This window comes from Microbacterium thalassium (assembly GCF_014208045.1).
Classification (GTDB): Bacteria; Actinomycetota; Actinomycetes; order Actinomycetales; family Microbacteriaceae; genus Microbacterium; species Microbacterium thalassium.
On sequence record NZ_JACHML010000001.1, the window covers coordinates 75,478 to 87,989 of the forward strand.

Genomic DNA, 12,512 nt, shown 5'->3' on the forward strand with positions numbered 1-12,512 from the left:
TCGCCGGCCCCGACGCCGGCAGCAGCGACTCCGCACCCTCGTCGAGCAGCCTCGAGAAGTCACCCTCCGGAAGCGTGACCACCTCCCCATCGGAAACCGCCGACTCGATCGCGGGCGGACCTCCTACAAGGCGCGCGTGAAGTCAGGTCGTGAGCTCATCGCCACCCGCGCGTTCGATACGCGGCGCGAAGCGGAGGCGTGGGAACGAGACCAGAAGCATCGGATCGAGACAGGGAAGCCGCTGCCCCCGAAACGGACATTCACGCTCGGCAACCTCGTCGAGATGTTCCTCGAGGCGCGCGCGAGCGGGAACCCTCACACGGTCGACACCGATCGACACAACATCGCTGCCCTTCCCAAGGCACTGCTCAAGCGCTCGCTGGCAACGATTCACTCCGAGGACATTCGCGGGCACCTCATCACGCAACTTCGGAGGAAGGCCCCGTCCACCGTCGCACGCGAGAAGACGACTCTGAGCGCGCTCTTCACCTATGCGGCAGAACTCGGCCTGTTGCACCAGGCACACCCGGTCCGGACGATGAAGAAGATCGCGGAACTCAGCGCGACGACCCAGCGCGCGATCAGCCCGAAGGACGTTCCCACTCCTGCGCGTCTGGCCGCGGCGATCGAAGCCGTCCGAGACAAACGTCCCGACATCGCGGACGTGTTCGAGTTCATGTCCCTCACTGGCATCCGATGGGGTGAAGCGCGCGCGCTACGTGTCAACTCGATATCCCGGCTACCGTTTCCGCAGCTCATCGTCGATCGATCCCATTCGGACCGCTACGACGAGAAGAACCCCAAGTCGTGGCGAGGCAAGCGAACGCTCCCGCTCTCACCACGAGCGCGCGAGATCTTCGAGAAGTACGCGGCGCGCAAGCACCCCGACGACTACCTGTTCACCAACAAGCTGGGCGAGCAGCTCAGCGTCGGCGTCGTACGAAAGTTTCCGCTCGGCTTCGAACGGCACAACCTGCGCCACTACGCCGCGTCGACATGGCTACGCCTGGGCACGCCGGTCAACGAAGTCGCCGAGTATCTGGGCGACGAGGCGCGCACCGTCCTCGCTGTCTACGCCCACGTTCTGGGCGAAGATCAGCGGCGCGATCACGCCGAGAGATTGGCCCGCGCAGAGGGTCAGATTTCAGCGGGGGACCCCTGGGGGACCCCGGACCCGAATCTGGGGCCGTCCACGAGCAACATGATCTTCTGAGTCAAACGCGAAAACCCCCGGTTTACCGGGGGTTTTTCTGCGGAGACGGAGGGATTTGAACCCTCGGTCCCCTTGCGAGGACTCCACCTTAGCAGGGTGGTGCACTAGGCCTGACTATGCGACGTCTCCAGGTGTTCGCAGGCCGAAGCCGCAGAACACACCAGGCAATCATAGCCGCTCGCGGGGCGAGCGCCGAACCGGCGGCGCTCGCCCCGCGATAGCGAGCGGTCAGTGGACCGCCACCGGCTCACGTTCCTCTTCGCCTGCCGGTGGCCCCGAGTGCGAGAGCGACAGCCCGTCGCCGCGGCGACGGAACAGCAGCGCCGACATGACGGCACCGGCGGCGAAGAACAGTGCCGACCACCAGTACGCCGTGCTGTAGCTCGCGATCGCGGCATCCACCCCCACCTCGGCGGTGACGGGCGTGTGCGACGCGAGATAGTCGGCGGCGGCCGTCGCGGCAAGCGTGTTCAGCAGTGCGGTGCCGATGGATCCGCCGACCTGCTGGCTCGTGTTCACCATCGCCGAGGCGACGCCGGCGAATTCGCGGTCGACGCCGAGCGTCGCGGTCTGCATCGAGGCGGGCATGATCGTGCCCATCGCGAAGCCCATCACCATGAGCGGCGGCAGCACGTGCGCGGCGTACGTGCTCGAGGCATCGAGGAACGTGAACCAGATCATGGCGAGGACGCCGAGCGTCATGCCCGCGGGCACCATGATCTTCGGTCCAAGCCGCGGCACGAGCAGGTTCGTGCCGAGCTGCGCCGCGAGGACGAGCATCGCGATCATCGGCAGGAACGCCAGACCGGTCTGGATCGGCGAGTACTCCAGGGTCGTCTGCAGGTAGTACGTGACGAACAGGAAGATGCCGAACATCCCCGCACCGGCGATGAGCACCGACAGGTACGCGGCGCCGCGGTTGCGGTCGAGCACGATGCGCAGCGGCAGCAGCGGATGCGACGCACGCGTCTGCCAGAGCACGAACGCGATCAGCAGCACGCCCGAGGCCGCGAGCACGCCCCACGTCAGCGGCGAGTCCCAGCCGTCGGTCTCGGCGTTCGAGAACCCGTAGACCAGGCCGAACAGGGCGCCCGAGACGAGCAGGGTGCCGGGAACGTCGAGCTTCGGACGCGGCCCCGACCGGTCGATGTGCGGCACATACAGCATCGCCCCGACCAGCGCGAACGCGGCGATGAAGACGTTGATGTACAGGTTCCAGCGCCAGTCGAGCGCCTCGGTGAGGATGCCGCCGAGCAGCAGACCGACCGCTCCCCCGGCGCCGGCGATCGCGCCGAAGACGCCGAACGCCCGCGCCCGCTCCTTCGGGACGGTGAACGTGGTGGTCAGCACCGCCAGCGCCGTCGGGGCCAGCAGCGCACCGAACGCGCCCTGAAGGGCCCGCGCCAGGACAAGCAGTTCGAAGGTGGCGGCCGCACCGCCGAGCGCTGATGCGGCGGCGAAGCCGATGAGCCCCGCGATGAACGTGAGCTTGCGGCCCATCAGATCGGACAGGCGTCCGCCGAGCAGCAGCAGGCTGCCGAACGCGAGCGAGTAGGCGGTGATGATCCACTGACGCTGGCCGTCGCTGAAGCCGAGGTCGGCCTGCGCCGACGGCAGCGCGATGTTCACGACGGTGGCATCGAGCACGACCATGAGCTGGGCGAGCCCGACCACGACGAGGGTGATCCAGCGACGACGGTCCGTCGCGGGCAGGGTGGATGAGGTCATGTCGGGTACTCTATACGGTACTGACCAGTTCCGGATATGCATTGTTCAGGAATTCACCCGCCGGTAACATCGACAGCGAGCGGATTGGAGGCGAGTGCGATGACGCAGGTCGAGCCCGACGCGAAGCCGCGCCTCGGACGCAAGCGCGACCACACGCGCGACCCCGAGATCCTCGAAGCCGCACTCGACGTGCTGGCCGAGACCGGCTACGACGGCATGACCATCGACATGGTCGCCGCCCGCGCCAAGGCGGGCAAGGCCACGCTCTACCGCCGGTGGGCCTCCAAGCCCGACCTCGTGCTCGACGCCGTCGCCTGCATGAAGGCATCCGAGATCGACTTCGCCTCACCCCCCGACACCGGCACGCTGCGCGGCGACCTCGTCGCCCTGGTGGGCACGCCGTCGGTCCGCGACGCCGAGCGCAAGCTCAAGGTGATGGCCGGCATCGTCTCGATGATCGCGCGCTCCCCCGAACTGGCCGAGGCCGCTCGCGCCGCGCTCGTCGAACCGCGCGCCGAAGCCAACCGCATCGCCTTCCGCCGCGCGATCGCCCGAGGCGAGATCTCGCCCGACTGCGACGTCGAGCATCTCGCGATGGTGGGGCCGGCGATGGTCGCCTACCGCGTGCTCATGCTGGGCCAGCCGGTGCGCCGCGACTTCATCATCGAGATCATCGACCGCATCGTCCTGCCGGCCGCGGGCGTGCGCGTCGACAGCCCCGAAGCCTGACGGGGGCGGATGCCGCCGGCGCTCCGGAGCCGGTTCGCTAGCCTTCGGGAACCGTGCAGGTGACCTGCGCCGCCGTCGTGCCGGTGATCTGCGAGGGCAGCTCGACGCGCTCCTCCTCGGCCTCGGCGGTCGCGGTCGCACTCGGCGTCGGCGAAGCCGTCGCCTCCCCCGCGTCGCCCTCGGCGTCCGCTTCCGCGGTCGGCGTGGGCGTCGGCTGCTCGGCCTCGCCGGTGACCTCGACGCCGAAGCCGCTGCTGGCCTCGCCCGTCAAAGTCAGCGGCTGGTTCTCGCGCAGCGCCTGGAACAGCACGTCGGCGGCATCCGTCACCGGAAGCACATGCACGCCGTCGCTCGAGTACCCCGTCGGGTACTGCACGAACACGATGTCCTCGTAGGCGACGTCCTTCACCGCCATCGCGATCTGCACCATGAGCGTCGGGTTGGTCAGGCTCGAGCTGAGCACGAGCTGGCCCTGCGTCACCTGGTTGATCGCCGTGGTCGCGAGGTTGAACAGCACCGACGGATTGGCGAGCACCGACTCCGACTGGAGCTTGCGGACCATCGACGACATGAACTGCTGCTGGTTCGAGATCCGGCCGAGGTCCGACCCGTCGCCGATCCCGTGACGGATGCGCAGGAACTGGAGGGCCTCGGCGCCGACGAGCGTGTGGTTGCCTGCCGTCAGGTTCAGCCCTGTGTGGACGTCGGAGATGTCGCCCGCGACGCACACGTCGACGCCGCCGATGGCATCCGACATGTTGATGACGCCGGTCCACCGGATCGCCGCGGCGAACTGGATGTCCTCGCCCGTGAGCTCCTCGACGGTCTTCACCGTGCAGGCAAGGCCCCCGTACATGTACGACGAGTTGATCATCTGGGCGCTCATCGCGGGGTACGAGCCGCCTTCGCCATCGGAGCACGACGGGATCGGGACGATCATGTCGCGCGGGAACGACACCACGGTCACGCGACGCGGGTTGTCGCTGATGTGCACGAGCATCGTGACGTCGTTGCGCTCGCCCCCGTCGTCCTCGGCGCAGCGCGGGAACAGCTTCACGTCCTGTCCCTCGCACGAGTCGGTGCCGACGACCAGCAGGTTCACGCCGCCCTCGATCGCGCCGAGCGACGGGGGGATCTCCTCGTCCTCATCGAGGACGACGGCGTTGTCGCTCAGGGCGGATGCCGCATTCCACACGCTGAACGTGCCGACGCCGACGACGCTCGTCGCCACGACGGCGACGAACACGCCGAGGAGCGACAGAATGCGCGTGAGCGGATGCCGCTGCTCGACCTGCGCGTGGCGCGCGATCGGCTTGCGGCCCGATGCCGGGGGCCGGGTGAATCCTGACATCAGCCTCTCAGATTCCCTGCCGAGCATGTCTCGTCTGCGGCAGTCGTTCCGGGAATGGTGCTCGGCAGCTCCACGACCTTCTCGGGCTCGGGCGTCGCCGTGGCACCCGGAGTGGGGGTCGCCGTCGCCTCGGGCTCGGGCTGCGGGGTCTCGGTCGGAGTGACCGTGACGACACCGCCGGTGTTGTTGGGATCGCTCGTCACCGCGATCTGGTTGTTCGCCTTCAGCGCCGCCCAGAGCTGCTTCGCGGCGTCGTAGTCGGGAACGACGCGGTTCGAGTCATAGGGGTCTTCGAGCACCGGGTACTGCACGAAGACGATCTCGTCGAACGGCACGTTCTTGACCGCGAGCGCGATCTGCACGAGTGTCATCGGGTTCGTCAGGCTCTGGCTCGGCGTGACGTTGTTCACCGCGGTGGTCGCCAGCTTCAGCAGCGTCGCGGGGTTCGACAGGACCTCTTCGCTGACGAGCTTGCGCGCCAGGCGCGACATGTACTGCTGCTGGTTCGAGATGCGCGCCAGATCGCTGCCGTTCTCGAGGCCGTGACGGGTGCGCAGGAACTGCAGGGCCTCGAGTCCCTTGACGGTGCGCATGCCGGCCGGCCAGTCGATGCCCGTGTAGTAGTCCCGGATGCCGCCGTTGCCGATGCAGACCTCGACGCCGCCGATCGCGTCGGTGATCCGGATGACGTTGCCGAAGCTGACCTTCGCGGCGAAGGGGATGTTCATGCCGCTGAGCTGCGAGACCGTCTTGACGACGCACGACAGACCGCCGTATCCCCACGCGGCGTTGATCTGGACCTTCGTCTGAGCCGAGCTGACCTGTCCGTCCTCGTCGGTGCACGACGGCATGGGCGCCATGAGGTCGCGCGGGAACGACACCACCGTCACCCTCCGGGGCGCGTCGGAGATGTGGACGAGCAGGTTGACGTCGTTGAGCTGCCCCTCGGCATCGGCGCCCGTGCAGCGATCGCCGAAGTACTTGGCGTACTTGGGTTCGCATTCGTCCGTGCCGACGACGAGCAGGTTCACGCCGCCCTCGATCTCGCCGATGTCGGGCGGAACCGACTCCTGCCCTTCGAGCGCCACCGCGTCCTCGGTGAACGAGGTCGTCAGGTCGAAGGTCGCGAAGGATGCGATCCCCACGACCGAGACCATCACGACGGCCGCGACGATGCCGGTGACCTTGAATACCATGCCGAGCGGGCTGGGCGATCCCAGCACCGCGTGCCGAGCGACGGTCCGTCGTCGGCGGCGCGGGGGCCGGGTCTTCTGGCTCACGGGGTCCTCTCGGGCGGGGGATTCAGGTCGGGATCGCCCCCCCGACGCAACCCTTGAGCGGAGGGTGTGGGATTCGAACCCACGGGACATCGCTGCCCACTGGTTTTCAAGACCAGCTCCATCGGCCGCTCGGACAACCCTCCCGGCGGATGCCGAGGCACCCGTCGAACGGCGTCGAGTCTAGCCGACACGCTGATGCGGCCCATTCTCGCAACGTGATCTGTGGAGGGGCTGAACGGCGCGCGCAAGCCTCAGAGCCGGGGCAGGGCCCTCAGAGCTGACGCAGCACCTCGGCCACGCCGCCCTGCTCGACGGATGCGGTGACCTCGCCGGCTGCTTCGCGCACTTCCTTCGGGCCCTGGGCCATCGCGACGGCGCGGCCGCCGTTCTCTCGCGCCCACCGGAACATGCCGACGTCGTTGCGCCCGTCGCCGATCACGAGCACATGCGCCGGATCGATGCCGAGCGCGGCACTCACGCGCTCGAGCCCGGTGCTCTTGTCGACCCCGAGCGGGGCGATGTCGAGCCATGCCGTCCACCCGACGGCGTACGAGACCTGGTGCAGTCCGATGCGCTCGACGAGGTCGAGGAAGTCCTCGGATGCCTGCTCGGGCGCGACCACGACGACACGGCAGACCGGGTGGGCCGAGAGCTCCTCGAACTCCACGCGCCGCGCCTCGAACAGGTTCCAGTCGTCGAGGTACTCCGTGTAGAGGCGCTCGCCGTCCGGAAGCTCGACGAGGTAGCGGGCGTCGTGCAGATGCTGGTGAAGGTGCGCGAGCACCTCGGAGGCGTCGAAGGTCTCGATGTGCCAGCGCTCGTAGCGGAGCTCGTCGGCGTCTTCGCACCGGAGCACGACCGCTCCGTTGGAGCACACCACGAACTCCGGAGCGATCCCCAGCACGCGCAGCACACCGCGCGTGCTCTCCCAGCTGCGACCGGTCGCGATCATGACCTGGTGCCCCGCGCGGTGGGCGTGCTCGACGGCTTCGACGACGCCGGGCGAGAGCGACTCGTCCTCGAGCAGCACCGTGCCGTCGATGTCGAGCACGATGAGCAGCCGCTCCGCATGGGCGCGCGGGTCCTCGGTGTCGCGCGCCACCCGCTCGACGAGCCGGGCCGCGCGCTGAGGCTCCACGACCTCGACGCGGCCGGTCGGCGGCAGGTGCGCCTCTGTCATGCGGTCGGCTCCATCACCTCGAGGCCGCCCAGGTACGGGCGCAGCACCTCGGGCACGACGACCGAACCGTCGGCGCGCTGGTGCGTCTCGAGGAGCGCGACGATCCAGCGGGTCGTCGCGAGGGTGCCGTTGAGCGTGGCGACGTGCTGCGTCCTCCCGCCCTGGTCGGCCGGAAGCCGGTGGCGGATGTTGAGGCGGCGCGCCTGGTAGGTCGTGCAGTTCGAGGTCGAGGTCAGCTCGCGATAGGCGCCCTGCGTGGGAACCCACGCCTCGACGTCGTACTTGCGGGCGGCGCTGGAGCCCAGGTCGCCGGCGGCGACGTCGATGACCCGGTAGCTCAGGCCCAGGTCCTGAAGCATCCCCTCCTGCATCGCGACGAGGCGGAGGTGCTCGGCCTCGGCCTCTTCGGGCGTCGTGTAGACGAACATCTCGAGCTTGTTGAACTGGTGCACGCGGATGATGCCGCGGGTGTCCTTGCCGTACGATCCCGCCTCGCTGCGGTAGCACGTCGACCAGCCCGCGTAGCGCTTGGCGCCGCGCTCGACGTCGATGATCTCGTCCATGTGGTAGCCGGCGAGGGGCACCTCGCTCGTGCCGACCAGGTACAGATCGTCCTTGTCGAGGTGGTATACCTCGTCGGCGTGCTGGCCGAGGAATCCGGTGCCGCGCATGACCTCGGGACGCACGAGCGTCGGCGGGATGAGCGGCACGAACCCGGCCTGGAGCGCGCGGTCGAGGCCCAGCGACATGAGCGCGAGCTCCAGGCGCGCGCCGATGCCCTTGAGGAAGTAGAACCGGGCGCCCGACACCTTGGTGCCGCGCTCCATGTCGATCGCGTCGAGCATCTCGCCGAGCTCGAGGTGGTCGCGCGGCTCGAAGTCGTACGTCGGCGGCTCGCCGTGGGTGCGCAGCGTGACGAAGTCCTCCTCGCCGCCGGCGGGCACACCGTCGATGATCACGTTCTCGATGACCGAGAAGGCCTCGTCTGCCTGCTCCTCGGCGACGGTGACGGCGCGCTGCGCCTCCTTCACCCGATCGCTGAGCGCCTTGGCCTCGGCCACCAGCGCGGCCTTCTCCTCCTTGGGCGCCTTGGCGACCTTCTTGCCGTGGGCGTTCTGCGTCGCCCGCAGCTCCTCGAACGCCGTGATCGCGGCGCGGCGCGCGTGGTCTGCGGCCAGCGCGGCGTCCACGGAGTCGGGCGACTCCCCGCGGGCCTCCTGCGAGCGCTTGATCAGCTCGGGGTTGTCGCGGAGCAGCACGGGATCGATCATCCGATCAGTCTAATCGGGGGTCTTCGCCGGATGCCGCCCGCGAGGTTGCGGCCGGATGCACATCCGGTGAGCGTCCCGAACCGGCATCCGTCTTCGCTCGGCCCTACGCTGGACCCATGGCGAGCGATTCCGACAACGCGGGCGGTCCGGGCTCGCCTCGTCGCGCCGCCCTGATCTACAACCCCATCAAGGTGGCCGCCGCCGCGATGCGCGCGTCGGTCGAGAAGGCGTCGGCCGCCGCCGGCTGGGGGGACCCGCTCTTCTTCGAGACGACCCCCGAGGACCTCGGCGACGGCGTCGCGCGCACGGCGATCGACGAGGGTGCGGATGCCGTCCTGGTCGCGGGCGGCGACGGCACGGTGCGGGCGGTGTCCGAGGCGATGTGCGGCACGGGGGTTCCGCTGACGATCGTCCCGAGCGGCACGGGCAATCTCCTCGCCCGGAACCTGCGCCTGCCGCTCGAGGACCGCGACAAGATGATCCGGGCGACCTTCGAGGGCGAGACGGCGGCGATCGACGTCGGGTTCGCCGCCATGCGCCGCGAGGACGGCACCCACGAGGAGCGCGCGTTCGTGGTGATGGGCGGCATGGGACTGGACGCCGCGATGATCGCCAACACGAGCCCGCAGCTGAAGAAGTCCGTCGGATGGGTCGCCTACGTGGACGGCGCGGCCAAGTCGCTGCGCACCGCCAAGCCGTTCCAGGTGATGTACCAGATCGCCGGGCATCGCCTGCACTCGACCAAGGTGCAGAGCATCCTGTTCGCCAACTGCGGTTCGCTCCCCGCCGGGCTGGAGCTCATCCCCGAGGCCTCGGTGGCCGACGGCGAGCTCGACATCGTCGTGTTCCAGCCCAAGGGCGCGCTCGGCTGGGTCTTCGTGTGGCGGCGGGTGGCGTGGGACAACAGCTTCCTGCGCAGGTTCCGCGCCGGCCGCGAGGTGCTGAAGCTGCGCACGGAGGACAGCTCGGTGATCTACTCCCGCGGCGCGGGGGTCGACGTCGGCTCGACCGAAGGCGCCCAGGCGGTGCAGCTGGACGGCGACGAGTTCGGCACGGCGACGCATGTGACGGTGCGGGTCGAGCCGGCCTCCCTCGTCCTGGCGCTCCCCGCGGGTCACGAACTGCCCGTTTGACAGGTCCGGCGCGCCGGACGGACCGCGCCGGCACCCGGCGAGAACGATACGAACCGTCGCCGGTGCGGGCACCGGCGCGCGGGTATCGTCGATCTGGACGCGCATCAGGAGGCCCCGCATGTCCACGACCACCGACCGCCACGCCCGCACCGAGGCCGAGCTCCAGGGGATGGCGCGCGACCACCTCTGGATGCACTTCGCCCGTCAGTCGGTGATGACCGAGGGCCCCGGCGTCCCCATCATCGTCAAGGGCGAGGGCCACCACATCTGGGACTCGCAGGGCAAGAAGTACATCGACGGCCTCGCCGGCCTGTTCGTCGTCAACGCCGGCCACGGGCGCCGCCGTCTCGCGGAGGCGTCGGCGAAGCAGGCCGAGCAGCTGGCGTTCTTCCCGATCTGGTCGTACGCGCACCCGGCGGCGATCGAACTCGCCGACCGCATCGCCGGCTACGCGCCCGGCGACCTCAACCACGTCTTCTTCTCCACCGGCGGCGGCGAAGCGGTCGAGACCGCCTTCAAGCTCGCCAAGCAGTACTGGAAGACCGTCGGCCGCCCCATGAAGCACAAGGTCATCTCGCGCGCCATCGCCTACCACGGCACACCGCAGGGGGCGCTCGCGATCACGGGCCTGCCGGGCATGAAGCAGATGTTCGAGCCGATCACCCCCGGCGGCTTCCGCGTGCCGAACACGAACTTCTACCGCGCCGAGGAGCAGGGCTTTCCCGGCGGCACGGAGGAGGAGTTCGGAAAGTGGGCCGCCGACCGCATCGAGGAGATGATCCAGTTCGAGGGCCCCGAGACGGTCGCGGCGGTCTTCCTCGAGCCGGTGCAGAACTCGGGCGGATGCTTCCCGCCCCCGCCCGGGTACTTCCAGCGCGTGCGCGAGATCTGCGACAAGTACGACGTGCTGCTGGTCTCGGACGAGGTCATCTGCGCGTTCGGCCGCATCGGCGAGTTCTTCGCGGCGGACGCGTACGGCTACCAGCCCGACATGATCACGTTCGCCAAGGCCGTCACGAGCGGCTACTCGCCCCTCGGCGGCACGGTGGTCAGCGACCGCATCTACGAGCCGTTCTCGCACGGCAATGCCTCCTTCGCCCACGGGTACACGTTCGCCGGTCACCCGGTCTCCGCCGCCGTGGCGCTGGAGAACCTCGACATCTTCGAGGAGGAGGGCCTGAACGCCCACGTCCGCGAGAACTCCCCGATCTTCCGCCGCACGCTCGAGAAGCTCACCGATCTGCCGATCGTGGGGGACGTCCGCGGCGACGGCTACTTCTTCGGCATCGAACTGGTCAAGGACAAGACGACCAAGCAGACCTTCGACGAGGACGAGTCCGAGCGCCTGCTGCGCGGCTTCATGTCGAAGGCGCTGTTCGACGCGGGGCTCTACTGCCGCGCCGACGACCGCGGCGACCCCGTCATCCAGCTCGCGCCGCCGCTGACGATCGGGCCGCAGGAGTTCGTCGAGATCGAGCAGATCCTGCGGGGCGTGCTCACCGAGGCGTGGGCGCGCCTGTAGGCCGGTCGGTCACTCCACCGCCTGCTCGCGGGCCCGCGGGCCCGGGATGAGGACCACGAGCATCCCGATCGCCGAGCCGACGAGCGTGTCGATGATGCGCTCGACGGCGACGGCCGTCGAACCGATGTCGCCGCTCGCGGCGCCGGTCAGCAGCAGCACGAGCGGCGTGATGAACAGCAGCGCGAGCCCGTAGTTGCGCACGACGAGCAGCTCGATCACGAATTGAAGCGTGCCCAGCAGCGCCGCCAGCGCGAATCCCGCCCACGGGACGAGGATCAGCGCGAAGTACAGCCCGGCCCCGGCCGCGGTGCCGATCGCGCGCTGCAGCCCACGGCTGACGGCGACCCGACGCTGCAGCGCGATGCCGGCGGCGGCGACGGCGACGCCCGAACTCACGATCCAGTAGGCGCGGTCGGGATCCACCCAGGCGGCGACGCCGGCGCCGACGACCGCCGCAGCCACCGCGCGCAGCAGCATCGTCAGCGTCGCGGCATCCCACACCGGCGGCCACATCAGCTCGGCGAGCGGTCGCACCGGCTCCCGACGCACCCGCGGCAGCACCAGCGGCGTCAGCGCCAGCAGGTACGAGAAGACGCAGCCGCCGGCCACCGCGAGCAGGAACGGCCCTGCCGAGAACGACGGGGCGACATCGGCGATGTGCGCCGAGATGCCGAAGACCAGCACGAAGAAGAGGGGCCCGGGCGGGCCGAACCGGAACCCGAAGCTGACAGCGCTCGCAAGCGCCGTGACGACCACGAGCCCGGCGAGCGTGGCGGGCATCGACGGCCCGACGAGCACGCCGAGCGCGGCGCTGCCGATCAGGAGGGCCGCGACCAGCGGCAGGACCTTCGCGCGCTCCCCCGGCCGCAGCTGAGCGACGTGCAGCGCGGTGAACGCGCCGGTCGCCGCCTGGTACCCGACCTCGGGCAGACCCGCGAAGGTCATCACGGCGATCGGCGTCGCGACCGACAGCCCCGCCTGCAGGGCCAGCGGCCATCGGGGGCCGGGGGCCGGCCGCATCGTGTAGAGGCTGCGCACCGTGGCGACCGTCGCCGTGGGCCACGGCATCCGCATCCTCCGCCGCTGCGGCTGCTCCTCGCTCATC

At 69.5% G+C, this 12,512-nt stretch carries 10 protein-coding genes and 2 tRNA genes; 4 read left to right on the plus strand and 8 right to left on the minus strand.

The window, feature by feature from the left end:
- Positions 1-136: 136 nt before the first annotated feature.
- The gene (locus HD594_RS17775; protein ID WP_184749044.1) at positions 137-1,213 is read left to right on the plus strand and encodes a tyrosine-type recombinase/integrase; all 1,077 of its coding nucleotides are present in this window, start codon (positions 137-139) and stop codon (positions 1,211-1,213) included.
- A gap of 40 nt (positions 1,214-1,253) precedes the next feature.
- Here the strand turns inward: HD594_RS17775 and HD594_RS00350 are convergent.
- Together HD594_RS00350 and HD594_RS00355 are read right to left on the minus strand one after the other, a co-directional pair.
- Positions 1,254-1,342 (minus strand) — tRNA-Ser (locus HD594_RS00350).
- A 99-nt stretch (positions 1,343-1,441) separates the two neighbouring features.
- Positions 1,442-2,941 carry a DHA2 family efflux MFS transporter permease subunit gene (locus HD594_RS00355; protein WP_184749045.1) on the minus strand — a complete coding sequence of 500 codons (1,500 nt, stop codon included), beginning with the start codon at positions 2,939-2,941 and terminating at the stop codon, positions 1,442-1,444.
- 99 nt (positions 2,942-3,040) lie between these two features.
- On the opposite strand from HD594_RS00355, the gene HD594_RS00360 reads away from it, so the two are divergent.
- Positions 3,041-3,670: a TetR/AcrR family transcriptional regulator gene (locus HD594_RS00360; RefSeq protein WP_184749046.1), complete on the plus strand. Its 630-nt coding sequence runs from the start codon at positions 3,041-3,043 to the stop codon at positions 3,668-3,670.
- Between the two features lie 37 nt (positions 3,671-3,707).
- Here the strand turns inward: HD594_RS00360 and HD594_RS00365 are convergent, their stop codons facing one another.
- From HD594_RS00365 to serS, 5 genes are all read right to left on the minus strand, one after another.
- Entirely contained in the window at positions 3,708-5,021 is a 1,314-nt protein-coding gene (locus tag HD594_RS00365; RefSeq protein ID WP_184749047.1) for an LCP family protein, read from the minus strand.
- Positions 5,021-6,217 (minus strand): LCP family protein, encoded by a 1,197-nt coding sequence (locus HD594_RS00370; protein ID WP_246413782.1) that lies wholly within the window; start codon positions 6,215-6,217, stop codon positions 5,021-5,023. Before HD594_RS00370 ends, HD594_RS00365 begins: the two co-directional genes overlap by 1 nt.
- A 142-nt stretch (positions 6,218-6,359) precedes the next feature.
- A tRNA-Ser gene (locus HD594_RS00375) sits at positions 6,360-6,444 on the minus strand.
- A gap of 128 nt (positions 6,445-6,572) precedes the next feature.
- Entirely contained in the window at positions 6,573-7,481 is a 909-nt protein-coding gene (locus tag HD594_RS00380) for an HAD family hydrolase (protein ID WP_184749049.1), read from the minus strand.
- The gene (gene serS, locus HD594_RS00385; RefSeq protein WP_184749050.1) at positions 7,478-8,752 is read right to left on the minus strand and encodes a serine--tRNA ligase; all 1,275 of its coding nucleotides are present in this window, start codon (positions 8,750-8,752) and stop codon (positions 7,478-7,480) included. The genes HD594_RS00380 and serS overlap by 4 nt, the downstream gene beginning before the upstream one ends.
- A gap of 116 nt (positions 8,753-8,868) precedes the next feature.
- Between serS and HD594_RS00390 the strand changes: the two genes are divergently transcribed.
- A complete protein-coding gene (locus HD594_RS00390) occupies positions 8,869-9,885 on the plus strand; it encodes a diacylglycerol/lipid kinase family protein (RefSeq protein WP_184749051.1) in 1,017 nt (338 codons plus the stop codon).
- A 118-nt stretch (positions 9,886-10,003) separates the two neighbouring features.
- Positions 10,004-11,407 (plus strand): aspartate aminotransferase family protein, encoded by a 1,404-nt coding sequence (locus HD594_RS00395; RefSeq protein ID WP_184749052.1) that lies wholly within the window; start codon positions 10,004-10,006, stop codon positions 11,405-11,407.
- Positions 11,408-11,416: 9 nt separating this feature from the next.
- On the opposite strand, the gene HD594_RS00400 is transcribed toward HD594_RS00395, so the two are convergent.
- Positions 11,417-12,511, minus strand: a complete 1,095-nt coding sequence (locus HD594_RS00400; protein WP_184749053.1) for an FUSC family protein — start codon at positions 12,509-12,511, stop codon at positions 11,417-11,419.
- Position 12,512: the final 1 nt, after the last annotated feature.

Excerpts from the sequence above, each read along its gene's own strand:
- HD594_RS00355 (WP_184749045.1), bottom strand. The coding sequence starts at position 2,941 with ATGACCTCATCCACCCTGCCCGCGACGGACCGTCGTCGCTGGATCACC.
- HD594_RS00360 (WP_184749046.1), top strand. The coding sequence starts at position 3,041 with ATGACGCAGGTCGAGCCCGACGCGAAGCCGCGCCTCGGACGCAAGCGC.
- HD594_RS00365 (WP_184749047.1), bottom strand. The coding sequence starts at position 5,021 with ATGTCAGGATTCACCCGGCCCCCGGCATCGGGCCGCAAGCCGATCGCG.
- HD594_RS00370 (WP_246413782.1), bottom strand. The coding sequence starts at position 6,217 with ATGGTATTCAAGGTCACCGGCATCGTCGCGGCCGTCGTGATGGTCTCG.
- HD594_RS00380 (WP_184749049.1), bottom strand. The coding sequence starts at position 7,481 with ATGACAGAGGCGCACCTGCCGCCGACCGGCCGCGTCGAGGTCGTGGAG.
- serS (WP_184749050.1), bottom strand. The coding sequence starts at position 8,752 with ATGATCGATCCCGTGCTGCTCCGCGACAACCCCGAGCTGATCAAGCGC.
- HD594_RS00390 (WP_184749051.1), top strand. The coding sequence starts at position 8,869 with ATGGCGAGCGATTCCGACAACGCGGGCGGTCCGGGCTCGCCTCGTCGC.
- HD594_RS00395 (WP_184749052.1), top strand. The coding sequence starts at position 10,004 with ATGTCCACGACCACCGACCGCCACGCCCGCACCGAGGCCGAGCTCCAG.
- HD594_RS00400 (WP_184749053.1), bottom strand. The coding sequence starts at position 12,511 with ATGAGCGAGGAGCAGCCGCAGCGGCGGAGGATGCGGATGCCGTGGCCC.